Origin of the sequence: Thalassotalea sp. 1_MG-2023 (genome assembly GCF_030546745.1) — a bacterium.
Lineage (GTDB): Bacteria > Pseudomonadota > Gammaproteobacteria > Enterobacterales > Alteromonadaceae > Thalassotalea_C.
Genome location: NZ_JAUOPD010000003.1, coordinates 127470 through 147397, shown reverse-complemented (window position 1 = coordinate 147397; position 19928 = coordinate 127470). Strand labels below are relative to the sequence as shown.

The window sequence follows — 19928 nt, the reverse complement described above, 5'->3', positions numbered from 1 at the left end:
TGATCTTCATCATTTAGTAAAACCTGGTATTTTTTAGTGAGAAAATTAACTCTTTTATTAACGTAGAATAAAAAAATCATTATTATTCAATAAGATATTTACTGGACTATTAATTGCTTAAATTAAAAGAATCGATAATAAAAAATATAAGACTATGACAACACAACCTCACGACTTATCACCAGTACCTGCACAACAACGGATCAATTTATTAGACTATTTAAGGGGGTTTGCGCTTATTGGCATTCTTTTTATGAATGTTGAATGGTTCAACCGACCTGATGTAGATTTATTGCAGTTTGACTTTACACAAACAGGTGGAAACTGGGCAGCAAGCTGGCTCGTGAAAGTATTTATCGAAGGAAAGTTCTATAAATTATTTTCTTTATTATTTGGTATGGGCTTCGCTGTTATGCTCATTAGAGCGCAAGAAGTTGGTCGACCTTTTGGTGCTTGGTTCACTCGTCGAATGATAGTTCTTTTCGTTATTGGCATGTGCCACTTAGTGTTCCTTTGGGGTGGCGATATTTTACACGATTATGCCGTCGCTGGCTTGATGTTATTAGGCTTTGTATTTCTTTTACGCTGGAAAAAATTATCACGTTTTAATTCCCCCACAGCCTTTGCAAAAACTGGATTTACGCTTATTTTACTGCCCTTTATCATATTAACTTTCGTTGGCATCGGTTATGGCGTTAGTCACGATAACCAAAAAACGTCAGCCTCTTGGCAAGAAAATAGCGAAGTCATCACGCAAGTTGAACAAAGAGTACATACCGCAAAAAGTGTCGGCGAATTTTTATTAACATCAGCTGAGTATAAAGCCTTAAATGAAGACTCAAATATGCAAGATGAGCCTAAAAAGAGCGAAGCGCTAACTACTACTATCGAACAAGAGGAAACCAGCCAGACCCCTGAAGGTTCAGACGCTGATCAACACTCAAAAGAATCAACCCCAGAAACACGCGAAGAGCGTATTGAAAAAAGTATCAATAAACAATATGAAAGCAAACAAAAACGCCATTATCGTTCAGATGAAGAACAACGTATTTTTACAGAAGGCGATTATTGGCAAGCAACCCAACACCGATGGGAAAAGGCGATTCGAGCATTAGGCAATACTCCTTTCTTTGCACTGTTTATTTGTTTGCCTCTATTTATGGTAGGTTATTGGCTGATCGCAAGTGAACGATTAAAACACCCAGAAAAACATCAGTCTTTTTTCAACACGTTATGTTACGGCGGCCTTTTCTTCGGGTTAATATTGAGTGTATCAGGAGTGTATCTTAATTTACATCCAGCAACTAAAGCGGCACCTGAATTACAAGCAGTCGGTAATAACCTGTTTTTCCTTGGTCAATTTGTACTGTGTGCCGGATATGTGGGTTTATTCGTTAAAGTACATCAAAAACGTTGGTTTTCACGTGCATTTTCTTGGTTGTCGCCGTTAGGTAAAATGGCGTTAACAAATTATATCAGTCATTCTATTATTTTCACTACGCTATTCTATGGTTATGCTGGTGGTATGTTTGGTCAAATAGATCGCACACAACAAATGCTTTTTGTGGTCGTCGTCATCATCTTCCAAGCGGTTATTAGTTCAATTTGGCTATCGTACTTTAAGTTTGGCCCATTGGAGTGGTTATGGCGAAGTGCAACGTATTTAACACTTCAACCAATGAAACGTTAATCAACATTCATTAACTGACTTTAGATGCGTATTAAAAATGGTGCTATAGAATAACTACTATTTATTTCATCTTTATAACGGCTAGAAACGCATTGTTTATGCAGAACAAAGATTAACTAGGTTGCAAGCAACTTTGTAACCTAGTAACTGCTTGTTGGTAATCGTCAGCTTCTGTAATTGCGGTAACCACAGCAACAGCATCTACGCCTGTTTTCCAAACTTCTTCAACATTTAACTGGTTTATGCCACCAATAGCCACTACCGGAATATTGTCTGCGATTGTGAGAATATGGCTTAAATTATTAATGCCTTGAATTTGCCCAGTCATGTTCTTCGTTTTCGTTGGGAAAATAGCGCCAATCGCTAAATATGACGGCTTAAGGTTTTTAGCAAGAATAAACTCATAGCAACCATGGGTACTAATGCCCAATCGAAGCCCTGCTTGACTAATAGCAAATAAATCAGCCTCGAGCAGATCTTCTTGACCAATATGAACCCCATATGCCCCATGTTTTATCGCTAATTGCCAGTAATCATTGATAAACAGTCTTGTTTTATAATGCTTGCTCAACGCAACTGCCTGCATGATGAATGCATCTAACTCTTCGTCAGATAAGTTTTTTAACCGAAGTTGTATGATTTCCAAATTTAATGGCAGTAATTTTTTTAACCACTCTACCGAATCAACCACAGGGTATAACCCGAGTGATTGTTCCCCTTGAGAACTGCCAATAACAGGGAATGGTGCTAAATCATGGTATTGTTGATTAAGTACAGATTCAACCGTTGGAAATGCAACTGATACAAGCTTATTTGTTTTTGGCTGATCAAATGCGCCATATTGTTCAAGCTTATTCTCTTGTGCTTTCAACCCCTGATGAATATAAGTTTTTGTTAAGGTAAACGCATCTCTTAATAAATAACCTTGTGCAATATATGATGCAATTGCCATTGCAAAACTGCAGCCCCCCCCGTGACTGAAGTGCGTATTAACCCGAGGTGAAGACAACCGAAACACCTGATCTTTCAAGCTATCATAGGCTAGGTCAGTCACCTTGTCTGACTCGCTATGACCGCCTTTAACGATGGTAGTGTTTGCGCCATATTGACAAAGCCTTCGCGCTAATAGATTTGCATCATTTACCGTTGATTGAGTCAACATTTTAGCTTCATCAAGGTTAGGTGTTACGATATCAATGTACGGCAATATATCGCGAAAATGCGCAAATTGTAGTGTGGTTAACTTCCCCCCCACACTTGCGCTACCAACGGGGTCAAATACGACTATTAATCCGGAATTTTCTTTTTTTAAGGCCGTTAATGTTGTAATCAACCATTGTACTTGGTCAATGGTCGCAATTAAGCCTATTTTAATCACCGCAGGCTTTTTATCTTCTTTTAGTGCATCGACTTGTTCAGAAAGTAGAGATGTATTCACAGGGTTAATCGAATACAACTGTTGAGAGTTTTGCACGGTATTGGCGGTGATCAAGTGACAAGTTTCAACGTTTAGGCTGTGGCCTGTTTTAATATCTGCAGCAATGCCTGCCCCTCCGGAACAGTCTGCCCCTGAAATGGTCCAAACAATTGGTTTATCAGAACCCGTCATTTTGTTGCTCCATGATGATGCCAAAAGGGCGTATCTAATGTAGGTGTGCTTGGATGTGCTGTTTGTCTTTCAGGCATAAGCCCTGCAACGTACGCTGTTTCACCTGACGCTACTGCCAACGAAAACGCTTGCGCCATGGCAACCGGGTTATCGGCCAATGCGATAGCAGAGTTTAATAACACACCATCATAGCCCATTTCCATAGCCAAACACGCATCTGAAGGTTTACCTATTCCTGCATCTAAGATTAGCGTGGCATTTGGTAATCTTAAGCGTATAGTCTCGAGGTTATAGGGGTTCATTAACCCTTTACCTGTACCAATAGGTGACGCCCAAGGCATGATCACCTGACAACCTAAATCATACAATCGCTGGCATAACACCAAATCATCAGTGCAATAGGGTAGCACTTTGAATCCATCAGCGATTAGTTGCTCTGTAGCCGCTAGCAATTCAATCGCATCTGGTTGTAAGTTGTAATCATCACCAATGACTTCAAGTTTTATCCAATCGGTCGCGAATATTTCTCTGCTCATTTTCGCTAGAGTAACCGCTTCTTTTGCCGATTTGCATCCCGCCGTATTGGGTAATAAAAAACCTTGTTTAACCTTAACGATCTCCTGAATATAACGCCAAATTTGTTCTCCCCCCATGGCATTAGGATTTTGTCTTTTTAATGACAGCGTCACCACTTGTGAGTCACTGGCTAGAATCGCTTTTTTCATGATCTCAGGTGAGGGGTATAACGCGCTGCCAATTAATAATCGACTTGATAAAGCTTGGCCATAGATAGAAAACGACATGACTACCCCCCCTGAATTGGAAATAACACATCTAGTGTGTCATGTTCCGTTAAGCATGTTGTTGCATAATCACTATTTGCGACAAAATCACGGTTTAATGCCACCGCAAACGTTAACGCTTGCTGTTGTTCCGTTAAATATTGTTGTAGAGCGTCAGCAACACTTGCTTGTTCAAGCAAGGAAACTTGCTCACCATTAATGAATATATTCATGGGAAAAATTCACCGGTAATAAATGTTGATAAGAAGAATGTACGCTTTGTTCAGCTGAAAGTGTGGCATTCACAGCAGAGAGTAGTTGCGCTAAAACCACTGGGGCAATTAAAAAGCCATGCCGATAGAGTCCATTGACTTGGATAACCTTATTATCAATATTGATTTTTGGCTGATTATCACTAAACGCAGGGCGTAGTTGGCTTATATGCTGACGAATATTAGCTTCGGCAAAACCAGAATGCACACTATAGGCGGCACTTAATAGTTCCATCGCCGACCGTACTGTCATTGGTGAGCTATCATCACTTTCTATTTCAGTCGCGCCTACCACAAAATGACCATGTGTTTTTGGTGCAATATAGAGTTGATACCTTGGGTGCATGAGTCGTACAGGGCGTTGCATTTTTACATCAGGCGCAAATAACTGAAATAGCTCACCACGAACTGCTCGTAGGTCATTTAATGGCATTGCTTGTTGGGCTACAGCCTTTCTCGCACCAGTACCTCGGCAATCTATTACTAACTCAACTGTGCGTTGTTCGTCATTAATCGTTAGCTCAACACTGTTTTTTACATGTCTAATTGTGCTTACATTAGACAGCGTTAGCCATTCAATATTTAACGTTTTTATTTCATTTTCTAACGCCAAGAGCAATTTGCGATTACCTAGCTGCCCTTCTTCCGGTAGAAAAAGTCCCTGATTAAAGTGCCTTGAGAGCTCTGGCTCTAGGTTCACCAATCGCTGACGATCCAGTTCTTGCACCGTGTGATTAGCATAGTGTTGTTGTAAGAATCGCTTATACCGCAGTAGTTCAGAATGGTCTTGCTCGTGCGCAACCATAATAGAACCTTGTTGCTGAAAGTAAGTATAACTTGCAAGGCTTGATAATAAAGTGGGCCAAAGCGTTAGCGAAATATAGCCCATTTCAACAATATTTTTCTCGCTATGCATCGCTTCACCTAACGGGGTAAGCATGCCAGCCGCCGCATACGCGGCGCTGTTTGTCCCGTTAATATCATCTTTGTCAATTAAGATGACTTTATGCCCATCACGCGCGAGTGAAACCGCAGCTAAGCGCCCCATTAACCCCGCACCGATAATAGCAATTTCAGCAACTTTTTCTGGCCGCTGCTTATTTAGCAACATGGTATATTTCGCTGCCTGAATCTTTAAATTCCTGCGACTTTTCTGCCATCCCTCGTTCAGCACTTTCTAGGGCGGAAAGATCAGCGGTAACCGTCTCATCCAGCAATTTTATCGAAATAGATTCACCGTTTTCTTCCTCTAATTTAGCGGCATAATCCCTTACATCTTGCGTGATTTTCATCGAGCAAAATTTAGGCCCGCACATAGAACAAAAGTGTGCTATTTTTCCTGACTCTTGCGGTAACGTTTCATCATGGTATTGACGTGCCCGCTCTGGGTCTAACCCCAAGTTGAACTGATCATGCCAACGAAATTCAAAGCGTGCTTTTGATAGTGCATTGTCACGAATTTGTGCGCCCGGGTGACCTTTCGCTAAATCACCAGCATGGGCGGCAATTTTATATGTGATCAAACCTTCCTTAACATCTTCTTTATTCGGCAAGCCTAAGTGTTCTTTGGGTGTTACATAACAGAGCATAGCACAGCCATACCAACCAATATTGGCAGCACCGATACCTGACGTAATATGATCATAGCCTGGCGCAATATCGGTTGTTAATGGGCCTAAGGTATAAAACGGTGCTTCATGACAGTGTTTTAGTTGCTCTTCCATGTTTTCTTTGATCATATGTAATGGCACATGACCAGGTCCTTCAATCATCACTTGAACATCGTGCTGCCAAGCAATTTTTGTTAATTCACCTAACGTTCTTAACTCGCTAAATTGTGCTTCATCATTTGCATCAGCAATAGAGCCTGGGCGTAAGCCATCGCCCAATGAAAAGGCAACATCATATTGTTTACATATTTGGCAAATATCTTCAAAGTGCGTATATAAAAAGCTTTCTTTATGATGAGACAAGCACCATTTTGCCATGATTGAGCCACCACGAGATACAATACCTGTTACACGTTTTGCCGTCATAGGTACATAGCGCAACAATACCCCTGCATGAATCGTAAAATAATCCACACCTTGTTCTGCTTGTTCAATTAAGGTGTCTCGAAATACTTCCCAAGTAAGGTCTTCCGCTACCCCATTTACTTTTTCTAACGCTTGATAAATAGGCACTGTACCAATAGGTACCGGTGAATTACGAATAATCCATTCTCGTGTTTCGTGAATATATCGACCTGTTGAAAGGTCCATTACCGTATCTGCACCCCATTTAGTTGACCAAACTAACTTTTCAACTTCTTCTTCAATGGAAGATGACACGGCTGAGTTGCCAATATTCGCATTGACTTTAATCAGAAAGTTGCGCCCAATAATCATTGGTTCAGTTTCAGGATGATTGATGTTTGCAGGGATAATTGCACGGCCTTCGGCGACCTCTTTACGGACAAATTCTGCTGTGATCTGCTCAGGTATTTGAGCGCCAAACGATCTTCCTTCATGCTGATGCTTTAATATTTCATCTTTCATTTCAGCACGTTTGGTATTTTCACGTATCGCAATGTACTCCATTTCTGGTGTAATGATACCTTGGCGTGCGTAATGCATTTGCGTGACATTTTTACCTGGTTTTGCTTTACGAATTTTGGGTAGATTTTCAAAACGAATGTGGTCTAAGCCTTCATCCGCTAATCTTGTTTGACTATACCCTGATGATGCTCCCGCGATACATTCACTGTCTGCACGAGCTGCAATCCAATCAGCACGTAATTTCGGTAAACCAACATGTACATCTACGTTAACCTTTGGATCGGTATATACACCAGAAGTATCGTATACACGTATAGGTTCGTTGGGCTCGAATAGCGGGTTTTCTTCACTGCCACCAACAAAAGTGTCTGCTACTGATATTTCACGCATCCCAACACGAATATCGTGTAAGTTGCCCTCGACATAAACTTTATTTGAATTTGGATAGCTTTGGCCAGAAACGTTTTCTAAGAATTGTTCTGCTTGTTGACGACGCTCACGTTTTGTTAATGAACTCATTGTTCTCTCACCTTTTATTTGATTTAGTATTGCGTTAATCAAATTAACAGCAATGCAGATTTATAAGGCGGAGTTGGGGTAGATCAAGAAAATATAAAATCGATATTTCCCTTGTTTCCTTCGCTGAAATTACTCAGATCAGGTTCTACGGATCCCGCTTACGCGATCTCAGCCCAATGGCACTCCGACAAGATTGATAATGTTGGTTTACTTTTTCAGGTAACATTACTCACCCGACTAATTCTAGAGAATGTTACGGTAGCCTGCAAGATTATTTCAGGCTAAGATAGAGAGAAATTGATAAAAATTATACAGTATACATAAAATCAAAAAGAAGACATTATAATGAAAAAATTTCCTTTGAGTTTACTCGCTTTAACAACAGCACTCACACTACAGTCACCTATCACAATGGCTGATAATTTATTTGGCACTAATGGCGAAACTACACGCCAAGACGTGTTACGCGGTTCAATCACACCTGAACGTCAGTGGTGGGATTTAAGTCATTATCATTTAGCGATTGAAGTAGATCCTTCTACTCGAACCATCGCGGGTACGAATACTGTAAGTTATCGTGTTATCGGCAACACTGATCGTCTGCAAATTGAATTACAGCCGCCAATGAAGCTGACAAAAGCGACCCAAAAAGGCCAAGTATTAAACATCGATCAAGATGGCTACAGTTATTTTATTCACACTTTAAACAACTCACCTATAGGTAGTGAACAACAAGTAGTTCTGCACTTTTCGGGTAAACCGCAAGTTGCAAAGCGCGCCCCTTGGGATGGTGGTATTACATGGAAAAAAGATAGCAACGGTATTGATTTTATCGCCTCTAGCAATCAAGGCATTGGCGCAAGTATTTGGTGGCCTAACAAAGACCATGGCTACGATGAGCCTGATCGTGGTATCAAGATGAGTGTTGAAGTACCTGAACACTTAGTTGACGTATCTAATGGGCGTTTGTTATCCATTGATCATAATAAAGAAAAACAAACTAAAACCTACCACTGGCAAGTTGTTAATCCAATTAATAATTACGGGGTAAATATTAACATCGGTGACTACGTCCACTTCGGTGAAAAGTATCAAGGGGAAAAAGGTGTGCTTGATATGGATTACTGGGTACTGCGTGACAACCTTAAAAAAGCTCAGGAACAATTTAAAGATGCTAAGCGTACCATTGAAGCACTAGAACACTGGTTTGGCCCTTATCCTTTTTACGAAGACAGCTATAAATTAGTTGAAGCCCCTTATTTAGGTATGGAACACCAAAGCTCTGTAACCTATGGTAACGGATATCAAAATGGCTACCTTGGCCGAGATCGCAGTTTAACCGGTGCAGGAATGCTATTTGATTTTATTATCGTGCACGAAACTGGTCATGAATGGTTCGCCAATAACATTACCAGTAAAGACATTGCTGATATGTGGATCCACGAAAGCTTTACCAATTATTCTGAAAGTTTATTTTTAGAATACCACTATGGCAAAGAGGCTGCGTTTGGTTATACCCGTGGCCAACGTATTAACATACAAAACCAAAAACCTATTATTGGTGAATACCACGTGCATAGTGAAGGCTCTAGCGATATGTATGATAAAGGCGGAAATATGCTGCACACTATTCGTCAAATTGTAAATAACGATGATTTATGGCGAGAAACCTTACGTGGTTTAGGAAAACAATTTTATCACCAAACTGTAACAACGCAGCAAATTGAACAATACATGGAAAACAAAACAGGTAAGTTGCTATCGAACATTTTTGATCAATATCTGCGTGATAACCGTGTTCCGACATTAGAGTATTTTTTAAAAGGCGAGCAATTACGTGTACGTTGGAGTAATGTGAAATCTGGTTTTGATATGCCTGTAAAAGTAAAAATTAACGATAAAATGCAATGGCTTAGTCCAACAACTTCATGGACAAATGTACAAATTAGTCAAAAAGATCCCACTTTTGTTGTTGATAAAAACTTTTATATCAATATTATGAACATATTAGGTAATTAAACGGCTGTATGAAAAATGAAGCAACGATTGTTAAAAACGTTAACTTTACGTTATGCTTTTTTAACGATAAGCGTATTTAATACGCTTGTTGCGCATGCCTTAACTAAGTCATCTACCAATAATTTCAAAGATAAATCGATAGAAAGTGTGTGTATTACTTCGCCTATCGATTGCTTGTCTCGAATAGACCTTGAGCTCAGTAAAAAAAATCAGAGTAAACTGGTTAAATATGACTTACTTCAATATCGATTTGTTGCGTTGTTTAACTTACAACGTAATAAATCGTTACTCGAAGAAACGACTAAATGGCTAAACCACGACAACCTGCCAATCCCCTTTAAGATTACCGTTTATATTTACCATGCTAAATCGTTAAGAGCTTTCGGTAAATCCGAAAAAACTAAAATATATGCCGAAAAGGCGATGGCCTTACTCAAGCAGATGAATGAAATATTTCCCTCTCCTATGCGACTTGTAGAGTTAGCCAACTTAACAATGCAATACGGCGAGGTACAACAGGCCTATTCACTGCTATCTCAGTTAACAGTAAAATTTAAAGACAGTAAAAACGCACTCTTTAAAACAGAATTACATGGTAATTTAGGGCATGCGGCTGCAAAATTAAAGAAGTATCAAGAAGCTGAGCAGCGTTGGAAAACAGCCCTTTATTGGGGAGATATAGTAGGTAATAAGCAGCAACAAGGGGTTATTCGATATAATCTTGCCGATATTTATGAACAGTTAACACAGTTAAACATGGCTACACTGTATTTTGAAAAAGCATTATCATTTTCCCAACAAGCACAAGATACAAATAAAATTTTGCTGATAAAACTTAGATTAAGCCAATTGTACGTCAAACAACAGACGAACTGCCAAGCATACCAGTTAATCAATTCAATAGATAAGTCAGCATTACCGTTAAGCAAACAACAAACGTATGATACGCTTATCAAGCATCTTAAACCATGCTAACTACACAACTCAGTTAGTTACGTTTTTGAGTAAGTTATTTTGTTTTCATTGGCTTAACTTGGTATTCAACCTTATGTTTTTTAATCCAATACTTAACCGGTACGCCCTGTTCATACTTAACAGGAAAACTCGCTTTTTTGGTGCGAAGTAATGCAAATTGGTTAAATGTATTGTATCGCTCTGCGTTTGATAATTTCACTTCTGCTGCCTTACCATGCTCATCCACAAGTACATCAAGTAAAATAACACTATTAGATACTTTACCAAACGTTTCAGGATGTTTTGATAATTTTACATCGGGTTTCTCTTGTGCAACAGATACATTTACAAAGCAAACCAATATAAATAACAAAACATATCTACACATTTTTTACTCCCAACAAAAAGGGCTAGCCTAAGCTAACCCTCAAAAAATACAATAACGATTGATTATGCTTTGCGACGTGCTGTTGCTAAACCTGCTAACGCTAAACCAAATAACATGATTGAGCCAGGTGTAGGGATTTGAGAAACCTGCGCTGCAATCCAATTTGCGTATGGATTCATCAAAATACCACCAAAGCGATCGCCATAAGCACCTTTTGCTATTGGAGATGTAGGCGCACCAAAGGTATTAATACCCGCAATTTCGTATGTATCAGTTAAGGCATTATAAACAAATGACGGTCCACCTGAGTCACCGCCACCAATGTTTGCTTCAATACCTTCAGGTAACCAAGAACTACAGATGTTATAAACTTGACAGAAAAAGTCCATATCATACTCTTGGCCCGCACCATTACCGAACAGGTCATCGTTGTCAGTATAGGTGCCATCAAAGTCTGCATGCCATACTTCAGCTTGACCTGAACCATCATCATCAAAGTTAATCGCATCAACAATATTCATGCCCACGAGTTTTGAGAAATAGTCAGCAGAACCTGCTGGATCGCCGTCATTGGTGTAGTAACCAGAGTGACCATCACCACGCGTACCATAACCGACCATAGTGAATAATGAACCATCACCGCCACCTTGACTAGATAAGTTTAACGTATCAAATACTTGGCCTGAGAATAAATCGTAGGTTTTTGTGCCAGCTGGAATATCACGCTCTAGTTCAATGATGGCAACATCATCATTTAAACAGCCAATTGAGCCATCTGAACAGACATTAAAGCCGTCGTAATCAGGGTGAATATCTACTTTTTGTGCAGGAATTAAATCGTTAAATGTACCGTCGCTATTAAAAACAACAACAACATCGTTATTTGGATCAGCTAAATTGATCGTTGTACCTTGGTCGTTTTCATCAACACAATGCGCCGCACTCAATATATGTCGACTGTTTAATGCAGCACCAGTACAGATAAAATAAGAACCATTCATTTGAATCTGAATACTTACCACACCACTAAACGGCGAGCTAGCTGTATTAGGATCAGTGATGCTGGCTAGATTGTCACCACGCGTTACTGAATTATCACCATTACCTGAAGCGATATACGCTTGTGAATTCGAGTTATCGATATCAAGGCTTAGAAGGTCTGCGTTTGCTTGGCCCATCACTGCCAATGAAGCAAGTGACATGGCACTAATAAGTTTGCGCGTCTTCGTTTTAATATTGGACATATTTGCTCTCTTTCTAGCTATTATTATTAACATTATAATTACAAGGGTTGTGATGCAAAAATAGCGCCAATTAAAATTAACCATAAATTTCAAACGCTTAAAAAAAACAAAATATTTTGCTGTAAAAATAACTGACACAATCACATTTAGTTAACATTATCATTGTATTATCAAGATTTTAAACTTTAGTTGATTAGTTATGCTATGTTGTTCTACGCTTAATAGTACAAAGTGAATTATTGAGTAACTGCGTTATGGATGACCAATTAACATCAAGCATACTAATTGTCGATGATAGCTCTACCAATATCCGTGTAATTTGCAATCAAATTAAAGAATTAGGTCATAAAATTCATATTGCTAAAGACGGCGTTCAAGCACTTAAATTATTGACTGAAATTAAGCCTACCATGATCTTAATGGACATCAGTATGCCAAATATGGATGGGTTTGAATGTTGTAAACGCATCAAGCAGTCAAAAAGTAGAAGAGATATTCCTGTGTTGATTATTTCAGGCTCTAACGATGAAAAAGACATGCGTCGAGCGTTGAATGTTGGCGCGAGTGCATATATGACAAAACCTATTGATGCGCAGCAATTACGTACCAATATTGATTTTCATATGCCTTGGCATTAATAATATTTTCACAATCATCAGGCAATAAAAAACCCGGATAAACCGGGCTTTTAAATTAGATAACCAAAATTACTTAATTTTAGCTTCTTTGTACATAACATGCTTACGAGCTTTTGGATCAAACTTTTTGATTTCCATCTTCTCAGGCATAGTCTTTTTATTCTTATCAGTAGTATAAAAATGACCTGTGCCAGCACTAGAAACTAAACGAATTTTATCACGCATGATTTATTCCTTAGACTTTTTCGCCACGGGCACGAATATCAGCTAATACTGCATCAATGCCTTTTTTATCGATAATACGCATTCCTTTCGGAGTTAAACGTAATTTAACGAAACGGTTTTCACTTTCAACCCAAAAACGATGGGCTTGAAGGTTAGGTAAGAAACGACGACGAGTGGCGTTTCTTGCGTGAGAACGATTGTTCCCTACAACTGGTTTCTTGCCGGTTACTTGGCAAACTCTAGACATGTGAGTCACTCCAAAAATTAATTTCAGCTCGAGCTACAATTTCCCATGGCCGTCGCCTTGGGATCCTGAAAAAGGTGGCATATTATAGTGAAACTGATTACTTAAATCTAGCTTTTATCTACTTAATAAAGATAAATATAATTTTATTGTTATATTTCAAAATATTAGAAAGATATCAACGGTCATTTATGCAATGTTTCACTCGCAATTTACGAATAAATTCTGAACTTTATGGCGATCAAACAAACGAATTTAGTCTACATTAGAGGCTAATAGTTTACTGAGCATTTTTTGTTGCTCTTCATTACATAATTCATTTATTAAAATACGGATAATATGTGATTTCGCAAGATTGGTATCTTTTGACAGAGTTTGCAGTTGCTCAATAGCATCTTCGCTTAAGGTAAATGTAGCGTGTCTAAACGGTTTTTTACTTTTTTTCTCGGCGTTTTCTAATTGAGCAGCCGCCGCTAAAGCTTCTTCTAATTTAGCGGGTCGATTAATACCCTCACTTACCAAGGTAGGGCGCCCCTTCGCATAATTTTCAGCATCTGCAATAAAATCATCAACCGTGAAATCTTTCTTTTTTTTACTTTGATTACCGTCCTTGGTTTTTTTTAAATCAGTTAAACTCATGCGAGTTATCCGGCTTCATAGCAATAAGTTCTTCAGCAATGGCAATAACTTCTAACGCAGCTTTACTTTCACTGTCTATTTCTAACACTGAAGAACCGCTTTCTTCGCTATCATCATAAATATTCCTGCTATAAGTCACAGCATTCAATACATTGATACCATATGACTTACACACATCTTTAGCTTCAATAATTCGATTTGCTTGAGTGGGTAATGCTGGACATTGTGTGATCACAAACGAGGCAAGCATTTTTGGATTCACCATTTTACACGTACTGAGCATATCTTCCATATGCGGTACAGTTTTCAAATCTCTACGCTTTGGTCTAAGTGGGATAATAACATGATCAGCAACCGACATAGCAGCGCGCAGCGCAAGGTTATCTTGGCCACCACAATCTACAATCACATAATCATAGTGTTGATTAAGGCTCAGTAAGTCATTACGAATCTTACCATAAAGCTGAATACAATTAATCGCAGGTAATGAAGGATCTGTATTTCGTGCCTGAATCCAATCAGATGTTGTGCGTTGCGGGTCACAATCAACCATTAGCACGATACCCTTTTTAATTTTGGCAAAATATACAGCTAAGTTCTGAGCTAAGCAGCTTTTACCACTACCGCCTTTTTCGCCACCAACTAAAATCATCATCTTGTTGATTTCCTTTGTTACAACATACTTATACGAAGACTGTTAAGTATAGACCAAATCTAGGGCCTGTTATTATTATAGGTTAACTTTTACTCAAACCTAGCGTGTGGTAATAATTGCAGTACATTTTCCTTTGAAAAATGAAATCGCACCGTTAATCATCAAGCCGCAATGCAATTTCATACCAACCACTATCTTGCTTTAAACACCTAACAACTTGCCCAGTAAGTTTTTGGCTTTGTGGCGCCGCCGCTTTAAAAATAACCGTTGCTTGCACATTAACTGGAATTTCCTGATCACAATCAAGCTTTAAGCCTCCTCTGGAAAAATCTAAACAAGCAATCGTTTTATTAAATTCGGTACCTGAATCATCTTGCCATTGAATATTGACTAATTCCTTTTCCATATCCAGTCGAAAAGACTGTCTTCGTTCAATTGGCGTATCACTTTGCTCTGTCATTATTATATCTCAACATCCAACATCAATAATTTAAAATTACCGCTCATTGCCTAGCTATGCAAGAAAATCAAACATTTTTTAACCAATGCATTAATTACAACAGTCCGTGTTCTGCAAATGAATAACATTGGTGCCCTGCAACAATCATGTGATCAAGTACCGTTATATCAACCAACGCAAGCGCTTGCGTTAAACGGTTCGTGATTTGCTTATCTGCCATGCTTGCTTCAGCAATACCAGAAGGGTGGTTATGCGCGAGAATAACCGCGTTGGCATGTTTACGTATGGCCGTTTCAACAACTACGCGAGGATACACAGCTGCGGCATTGAGCGTCCCATAAAATAGTTTTTCAAAAGCAATGACCTGATGTTGCGTATCTAATAATAAAACAGCGAACACTTCTCGATGTTCGTGCCTGAGCTGCCCAATCAGAAATGCTTTACTTGCTTGGGAGCTTGTCAGTGCATCACCGTTTATTAACTCTTCGCCAAGACATCGTTTAACCATTTCAAGACATGCTTGCAACTGTACATATTTAGCATTCCCTAACCCATTTATTTGACAAAAGTCATGCTGACTAGCCTGAAAAACAGCAGATAAACTGCCAAAGGTTAATAACAACTGTCGAGACAATTCAACCACGTTGCTTCCTTTCACGCCTGTTCGAAGAAAAATAGCCAGTAATTCCGCATCAGATAATGACTGTGCACCAAGTGATAATAACTTCTCTCTTGGCTTTTCCATAATCGGCCAATCTTTTAACATAGCAGTTCCTTTGCTTAGCAATTTTCAATAGTGATGAATAGTGATATTCTTATACGCTATCGATAAAAATAGCCTGACTTAGTAGATATGCAACAACTCGCAGATAAAAATATTGTTTTAGGTATCACCGGCGGTATCGCTGCTTATAAAACGCCAGAATTAGTTAGGCGATTAAAAGAGCACGGTGCGAATGTACGAGTTGTGATGACAGAAAGCGCGAAAGCGTTTATCACACCATTAACGTTACAGGCCGTTTCTGGCTTAGCGGTTTCAGACAGTTTATTAGATACTGAAGCCGAACTCGCTATGGGGCATATCGAATTGGCAAAATGGGCTGATTTAATGCTTATTGCACCAGCGAGTGCGAACACTATAGCGCGTATGGCGCATGGGTTTGCTGACGACTTACTCTCTACGATAGTGTTAGCAACAGATGCTCCTATCGCCATTAGCCCAGCGATGAACCAACAAATGTGGCATGCACAAGCTACACAAGAAAATATTCACACCCTTATTGCTCGAAACACGCATATTTGGGGACCAGGCAGTGGTGAGCAAGCCTGTGGCGATATTGGCCTGGGTCGAATGATTGAAGTCAGTGACATTGTCGCTCATGTTTGCGAACATTTTTCATCTAACGATTTATCCGGTCAACATTGGGTTGTCACGGCGGGTCCAACACGAGAAGCCATTGATCCTGTGCGTTATATTTCCAATCACAGCTCAGGAAAAATGGGCTACGCTATTGCAAAATCAGCACTACAAGCTGGTGCAAATGTTACTGTGATTTCTGGCCCTGTAAGCTTACCGCCTATTCAAGGCTGTAACATGGTATACGTCGATAGCGCGCAACAAATGTTACAACAAGCCCTTAATCATTGTAGTAAAGCGACTGTTTTCGTCGGCTGCGCTGCTGTTTCAGATTATCGCATGACAGAAGTGGCTGAACACAAGATAAAGAAAACAGCCGACAACGACCAGCTAACTCTCACGCTTGAAAAAAATCCCGATATTGTCGCCAGCGTTGCTCAACTTACTGATAAGCCTTTTGTCGTAGGTTTTGCCGCTGAAACTCAACAAGTGGAAAAATACGCAAAAGATAAACTAGCGCGTAAGAATTTAGACTTAATCGCTGCAAACGATGTCAGTAAAGCAGGGCACGGTTTCAATAGCGATAACAACGCCCTTAAAATATTTAGTCGCGATAATAGTTTTGATATACCACTGGCAAAGAAACAACGTGTTGCAGATCAACTAATCGCAATTGTTAAGCGCCAACTAGATGAAAAACTTTGAGTTTATCGTTACAATCTTGCGATAAACAAGTGAATTAACCTTAATCATTAGAGAATAATAATATGTCGGGTTCCGCAAAGCCTAATCGTAAACAACAAATTTTAGAATGTTTAGCATTAATGTTGCAAACAAGTCCTGGGCAACGCATCACTACCGCAAAACTTGCTGAGCAAGTAGGCGTATCAGAAGCAGCGCTTTACCGACACTTTCCGTCAAAAGCAAGAATGTTTGAAGGCTTGATAGAGTTTATTGAAGAGTCTATTTTCTCACGCGTAAACTTGATTTTAACCGATCACAAAGAAGCACTGGTTAGATGCCACCATATATTACACGTTTTATTAATTTTTGCTGAGCGTAATCCTGGCATGTGCCGTATTTTATCCGGCGATGCATTAATGGGTGAGAATGAACGTTTGCGTGCACGGGTCAACCAGTTTTTCGAAAAACTCGAATCACAATTTAAACAAGTATTACGTGAACGCAAACTACGAGAAGGCAAAGGCTTTGACATTCCAGAATTGGCATTGGCCAACATATTAGTTGCGTTTGCTGAAGGAAAAATTTGTCAATACGTGAGAACCGGATTTGAAAAAAAACCCAGTGAGAGCTTTAACGATCAATGGTTATTTTTAATGGCGAGTAAATAAAGCTTTACCCTGAATACATACAAAAATAAGCACTGAGCTATCAGTGCTTTTTTATTCATATCATAATATAACCATAAACCTACTTTTTAACGCACAATAAAAAGGAATCACAATCGTGAGTCAATTAGCTGATCTTGTCCCATCACCCTTGTGGCAATTATTCGATCAACTCTGCCAAATTCCTCGTCCTTCGAAACATGAACAACGCGTTTCAACATGGATACAACAATGGGCTACCTCGCTAAATCTTGAGGTTAGCGAAGACAACGTTGGAAATTTACTTATTCGTAAGCCTGCAACAGCAGGAATGGAAAATAAAAAAGGGGTTATTTTACAAGCCCACATGGACATGGTGCCACAAAAAAATAATGACAAAGAACACGACTTTCTCAATGACCCAATTGAAGCATATATTGATGGCGACTGGGTCACAGCCAACGGCACAACGCTGGGTGCTGATAACGGAATTGGTTTAGTATCAGCACTGGCAGTGTTAGCGAGTAAAGATATTGCACACGGTCCATTAGAAGTATTGATCACGATAGATGAAGAAGCAGGTATGACTGGCGCTTTTGGCTTACAACCTAATTGGCTACAAGGCGACATTTTAATTAATACTGATTCAGAACAAGAAGGTGAAGTGTACATGGGTTGCGCCGGCGGCATTGATGGTAATGCGCAATTTGATTTAACTTTCCAACCCGTAGAAAAAGACACGACAGCATTTAATTTATCAATTTCAGGGCTAAAGGGCGGCCATTCTGGTGTTGATATTCACACGGGTCGTGCTAATGCGTGTAAACTCTTAGTGCGCTTCCTATTGATTGCCACTGAGCGCTTTAACATAAAACTTACCGAATTAAATGGCGGCAGTTTACGAAATGCGATTCCTCGTGAAGCCGAAACAAGTTTTGTTGTTGAAAATAAACATATTGACGCATTAAAACAGTGTCTTAATGATTATTTAGCCACAATACAGTTTAGTTTAAAAGCGATTGAAACCAACATAGACATGTTGCTTATTTCGCCTGAGGAATTCGAACATTGTTGGACGCCAAAGTGCCAAGCTCAAATATTAAATGCGATAAATGCTTGCCCTAACGGCGTTATTCGCATGAGTGATGATATTGAAGGCATTGTTGAGTCTTCATTAAATCTTGGCGTTATGCGCACCAAAGGCAAGCGTTTTGAATGCATGACATTAATACGTAGCTTAAATGATGATGGTCGCGCAGCTGTTGAGTCAATGGTGCATTCTGTTTTTACACTTGCAGGGGCTAAAATAAGCTTTGATGGTGCTTACCCTGGTTGGAAACCCGATACTACCTCACCCATCATGGCAACAGTTCGCGACGTGTATCAAGCGCTATTTAATACGCTACCAAAAATTATGGTGATACATGCTGGGTTAGAATGTGGATTATTCAAATCGTCCTATCCCAAATGGGATATGGTTTCGATCGGACCAACGATAAAATTCCCTCACTCCCCTGATGAAAAAGTACATATTGCTTCCGTCGGAAAATATTGGCAATTATTAGTTGAGGTATTAAAGCAAATACCAGATAAAACTGCCCTTTAATCTTTAAAGCGTATTAGACTTGAGTCTAATACGCTTTTTTATTTTTTAGCTGTATACTCAGTTTAGGGAGAGACTATGGAACGAGAATTATGATCCAGCCAGAACAAATAATAATAGCTGATGATCACCCATTATTCAGACAAGCTTTATTAGATACCTTAAAGGTACAATTGACGCAAACACAGTGGGTAGAAGCACAAACCATTGAAGAACTTGAACAACAACTACAAACGAATCAGTCAGCTGATATGTTGTTGCTTGATCTCAATATTCCAGGTGCTCATGGCTTTAATACGTTAATTCATGTTAGAAACCATTTTCCTCAAATTCCTGTTGTTGTTGTCTCGGCACACGAAGATCAAGACACCATCAGTAAAGCTATGGAATATGGTGCAGCGGGATTTGTACCTAAGTCAACGCCTGTCGATACTATCTTTGCTGCCATTCAAAAGGTTTTTATGGGCGATATTTGGTTACCGCCAACCTTTACGCCAAATAGTAAAACACAACATGTTGATATTGCTGAAAGTGTTGCGAGTTTAACCCAACAGCAATATCGAATTTTAATGATGTTTGCGCAAGGCATGTTAAACAAACAAATTGCCTATGACCTGAACGTATCAGAAGCAACGATTAAAGCACATGCAACTGCGATTTTTCGTAAGCTTAATGTTAGAAACCGAACACAAGCCGTTATCGCGATTAGTCAATTAGACTTATCAGAACAACAGTTTGCTGAAGAATAACCTAGCCGCTTAATCA

General features: G+C 39.3%; 21 protein-coding genes and 1 riboswitch. Of the genes, 8 read left to right on the top strand and 13 right to left on the bottom strand.

All coding sequences use genetic code 11. The features are described 5' to 3' along the window. Positions 1-154 precede the first annotated feature (154 nt). A complete protein-coding gene (locus Q4489_RS03435) occupies positions 155-1690 on the top strand; it encodes a DUF418 domain-containing protein (RefSeq protein ID WP_303477127.1) in 1536 nt (511 codons plus the stop codon). 112 nt (positions 1691-1802) lie between these two features. Here Q4489_RS03435 and thiE read toward each other — a convergent pair whose 3' ends face one another. The 5 genes from thiE to thiC are packed head-to-tail and all read right to left on the bottom strand — an operon-like array spanning position 1803 to position 7409. After that, positions 1803-3299, bottom strand: a complete 1497-nt coding sequence (gene thiE, locus Q4489_RS03430; protein ID WP_303477125.1) for a thiamine phosphate synthase — start codon at positions 3297-3299, stop codon at positions 1803-1805. Beyond that, positions 3296-4102, bottom strand: coding sequence for a thiazole synthase (locus tag Q4489_RS03425; protein ID WP_303477121.1), 807 nt, complete (start codon positions 4100-4102; stop codon positions 3296-3298). Before Q4489_RS03425 ends, thiE begins: the two co-directional genes overlap by 4 nt. Before the next feature lie 2 nt (positions 4103-4104). Then, positions 4105-4314, bottom strand: coding sequence for a sulfur carrier protein ThiS (thiS, locus tag Q4489_RS03420; protein WP_303477119.1), 210 nt, complete (start codon positions 4312-4314; stop codon positions 4105-4107). After that, on the bottom strand, positions 4298-5464 hold the full coding sequence (thiO, locus tag Q4489_RS03415) for a glycine oxidase ThiO (RefSeq protein WP_303477117.1): 1167 nt from the start codon (positions 5462-5464) through the stop codon (positions 4298-4300). The genes thiS and thiO overlap by 17 nt, the downstream gene beginning before the upstream one ends. Beyond that, positions 5451-7409, bottom strand: coding sequence for a phosphomethylpyrimidine synthase ThiC (gene thiC / locus Q4489_RS03410; protein WP_303477114.1), 1959 nt, complete (start codon positions 7407-7409; stop codon positions 5451-5453). The genes thiO and thiC overlap by 14 nt, the downstream gene beginning before the upstream one ends. A gap of 98 nt (positions 7410-7507) precedes the next feature. After that, a riboswitch (TPP riboswitch) is annotated at positions 7508-7606 on the bottom strand. 148 nt (positions 7607-7754) lie between these two features. On the opposite strand from thiC, the gene Q4489_RS03405 reads away from it, so the two are divergent. Both Q4489_RS03405 and Q4489_RS03400 read left to right on the top strand, forming a co-directional pair. Then, positions 7755-9428 carry a M1 family metallopeptidase gene (locus Q4489_RS03405; RefSeq protein ID WP_303477110.1) on the top strand — a complete coding sequence of 558 codons (1674 nt, stop codon included), beginning with the start codon at positions 7755-7757 and terminating at the stop codon, positions 9426-9428. Between the two features lie 15 nt (positions 9429-9443). Further along, positions 9444-10403, top strand: coding sequence for a M48 family metallopeptidase (locus tag Q4489_RS03400; protein ID WP_303477106.1), 960 nt, complete (start codon positions 9444-9446; stop codon positions 10401-10403). 34 nt (positions 10404-10437) lie between these two features. Here the strand turns inward: Q4489_RS03400 and Q4489_RS03395 are convergent, their stop codons facing one another. Together Q4489_RS03395 and Q4489_RS03390 are read right to left on the bottom strand one after the other, a co-directional pair. Further along, entirely contained in the window at positions 10438-10770 is a 333-nt protein-coding gene (locus tag Q4489_RS03395) for a hypothetical protein (RefSeq protein ID WP_303477103.1), read from the bottom strand. A gap of 62 nt (positions 10771-10832) precedes the next feature. Further along, positions 10833-12014: a trypsin-like serine protease gene (locus Q4489_RS03390; RefSeq protein WP_303477100.1), complete on the bottom strand. Its 1182-nt coding sequence runs from the start codon at positions 12012-12014 to the stop codon at positions 10833-10835. A gap of 254 nt (positions 12015-12268) precedes the next feature. On the opposite strand from Q4489_RS03390, the gene Q4489_RS03385 reads away from it, so the two are divergent. Continuing rightward, positions 12269-12652, top strand: coding sequence for a PleD family two-component system response regulator (locus Q4489_RS03385; RefSeq protein WP_074499587.1), 384 nt, complete (start codon positions 12269-12271; stop codon positions 12650-12652). Between the two features lie 69 nt (positions 12653-12721). Here Q4489_RS03385 and rpmG read toward each other — a convergent pair whose 3' ends face one another. The 6 genes from rpmG to radC all read right to left on the bottom strand — a co-directional run bounded on the left by rpmG (position 12722) and on the right by radC (position 15641). Beyond that, positions 12722-12877, bottom strand: coding sequence for a 50S ribosomal protein L33 (gene rpmG, locus Q4489_RS03380; protein ID WP_044834320.1), 156 nt, complete (start codon positions 12875-12877; stop codon positions 12722-12724). A 10-nt stretch (positions 12878-12887) separates the two neighbouring features. Beyond that, entirely contained in the window at positions 12888-13124 is a 237-nt protein-coding gene (gene rpmB, locus Q4489_RS03375) for a 50S ribosomal protein L28 (protein WP_074499586.1), read from the bottom strand. A gap of 252 nt (positions 13125-13376) precedes the next feature. Then, complete coding sequence (locus Q4489_RS03370) at positions 13377-13760, bottom strand: hypothetical protein (protein ID WP_303477092.1); 384 nt, start codon at positions 13758-13760, stop codon at positions 13377-13379. Then, a complete protein-coding gene (locus Q4489_RS03365) occupies positions 13747-14415 on the bottom strand; it encodes an AAA family ATPase (protein ID WP_303477088.1) in 669 nt (222 codons plus the stop codon). The genes Q4489_RS03370 and Q4489_RS03365 overlap by 14 nt, the downstream gene beginning before the upstream one ends. A gap of 154 nt (positions 14416-14569) precedes the next feature. Further along, complete coding sequence (locus Q4489_RS03360) at positions 14570-14875, bottom strand: PilZ domain-containing protein (protein ID WP_303477086.1); 306 nt, start codon at positions 14873-14875, stop codon at positions 14570-14572. A 94-nt stretch (positions 14876-14969) separates the two neighbouring features. Beyond that, a complete protein-coding gene (gene radC, locus Q4489_RS03355) occupies positions 14970-15641 on the bottom strand; it encodes a DNA repair protein RadC (protein ID WP_303477083.1) in 672 nt (223 codons plus the stop codon). Between the two features lie 87 nt (positions 15642-15728). On the opposite strand from radC, the gene coaBC reads away from it, so the two are divergent. The 4 genes from coaBC (at position 15729) to Q4489_RS03335 (ending at position 19912) form a co-directional block, all read left to right on the top strand. Further along, positions 15729-16937 (top strand): bifunctional phosphopantothenoylcysteine decarboxylase/phosphopantothenate--cysteine ligase CoaBC, encoded by a 1209-nt coding sequence (coaBC, locus tag Q4489_RS03350; RefSeq protein ID WP_303477081.1) that lies wholly within the window; start codon positions 15729-15731, stop codon positions 16935-16937. A 62-nt stretch (positions 16938-16999) separates the two neighbouring features. After that, positions 17000-17584, top strand: a complete 585-nt coding sequence (gene slmA, locus Q4489_RS03345) for a nucleoid occlusion factor SlmA (protein WP_074499580.1) — start codon at positions 17000-17002, stop codon at positions 17582-17584. A gap of 115 nt (positions 17585-17699) precedes the next feature. Then, positions 17700-19166, top strand: coding sequence for an aminoacyl-histidine dipeptidase (locus Q4489_RS03340; RefSeq protein ID WP_303477078.1), 1467 nt, complete (start codon positions 17700-17702; stop codon positions 19164-19166). 89 nt (positions 19167-19255) lie between these two features. Further along, positions 19256-19912, top strand: coding sequence for a response regulator transcription factor (locus tag Q4489_RS03335; protein ID WP_303477074.1), 657 nt, complete (start codon positions 19256-19258; stop codon positions 19910-19912). Positions 19913-19928: the final 16 nt, after the last annotated feature.

Excerpts from the sequence above, each read along its gene's own strand:
- Q4489_RS03435 (WP_303477127.1), top strand. The coding sequence starts at position 155 with ATGACAACACAACCTCACGACTTATCACCAGTACCTGCACAACAACGG.
- thiE (WP_303477125.1), bottom strand. The coding sequence starts at position 3,299 with ATGACGGGTTCTGATAAACCAATTGTTTGGACCATTTCAGGGGCAGAC.
- Q4489_RS03425 (WP_303477121.1), bottom strand. The coding sequence starts at position 4,102 with ATGTCGTTTTCTATCTATGGCCAAGCTTTATCAAGTCGATTATTAATT.
- thiS (WP_303477119.1), bottom strand. The coding sequence starts at position 4,314 with ATGAATATATTCATTAATGGTGAGCAAGTTTCCTTGCTTGAACAAGCA.
- thiO (WP_303477117.1), bottom strand. The coding sequence starts at position 5,464 with ATGTTGCTAAATAAGCAGCGGCCAGAAAAAGTTGCTGAAATTGCTATT.
- thiC (WP_303477114.1), bottom strand. The coding sequence starts at position 7,409 with ATGAGTTCATTAACAAAACGTGAGCGTCGTCAACAAGCAGAACAATTC.
- Q4489_RS03405 (WP_303477110.1), top strand. The coding sequence starts at position 7,755 with ATGAAAAAATTTCCTTTGAGTTTACTCGCTTTAACAACAGCACTCACA.
- Q4489_RS03400 (WP_303477106.1), top strand. The coding sequence starts at position 9,444 with ATGAAGCAACGATTGTTAAAAACGTTAACTTTACGTTATGCTTTTTTA.
- Q4489_RS03395 (WP_303477103.1), bottom strand. The coding sequence starts at position 10,770 with ATGTGTAGATATGTTTTGTTATTTATATTGGTTTGCTTTGTAAATGTA.
- Q4489_RS03390 (WP_303477100.1), bottom strand. The coding sequence starts at position 12,014 with ATGTCCAATATTAAAACGAAGACGCGCAAACTTATTAGTGCCATGTCA.
- Q4489_RS03385 (WP_074499587.1), top strand. The coding sequence starts at position 12,269 with ATGGATGACCAATTAACATCAAGCATACTAATTGTCGATGATAGCTCT.
- rpmG (WP_044834320.1), bottom strand. The coding sequence starts at position 12,877 with ATGCGTGATAAAATTCGTTTAGTTTCTAGTGCTGGCACAGGTCATTTT.
- rpmB (WP_074499586.1), bottom strand. The coding sequence starts at position 13,124 with ATGTCTAGAGTTTGCCAAGTAACCGGCAAGAAACCAGTTGTAGGGAAC.
- Q4489_RS03370 (WP_303477092.1), bottom strand. The coding sequence starts at position 13,760 with ATGAGTTTAACTGATTTAAAAAAAACCAAGGACGGTAATCAAAGTAAA.
- Q4489_RS03365 (WP_303477088.1), bottom strand. The coding sequence starts at position 14,415 with ATGATGATTTTAGTTGGTGGCGAAAAAGGCGGTAGTGGTAAAAGCTGC.
- Q4489_RS03360 (WP_303477086.1), bottom strand. The coding sequence starts at position 14,875 with ATGACAGAGCAAAGTGATACGCCAATTGAACGAAGACAGTCTTTTCGA.
- radC (WP_303477083.1), bottom strand. The coding sequence starts at position 15,641 with ATGTTAAAAGATTGGCCGATTATGGAAAAGCCAAGAGAGAAGTTATTA.
- coaBC (WP_303477081.1), top strand. The coding sequence starts at position 15,729 with ATGCAACAACTCGCAGATAAAAATATTGTTTTAGGTATCACCGGCGGT.
- slmA (WP_074499580.1), top strand. The coding sequence starts at position 17,000 with ATGTCGGGTTCCGCAAAGCCTAATCGTAAACAACAAATTTTAGAATGT.
- Q4489_RS03335 (WP_303477074.1), top strand. The coding sequence starts at position 19,256 with ATGATCCAGCCAGAACAAATAATAATAGCTGATGATCACCCATTATTC.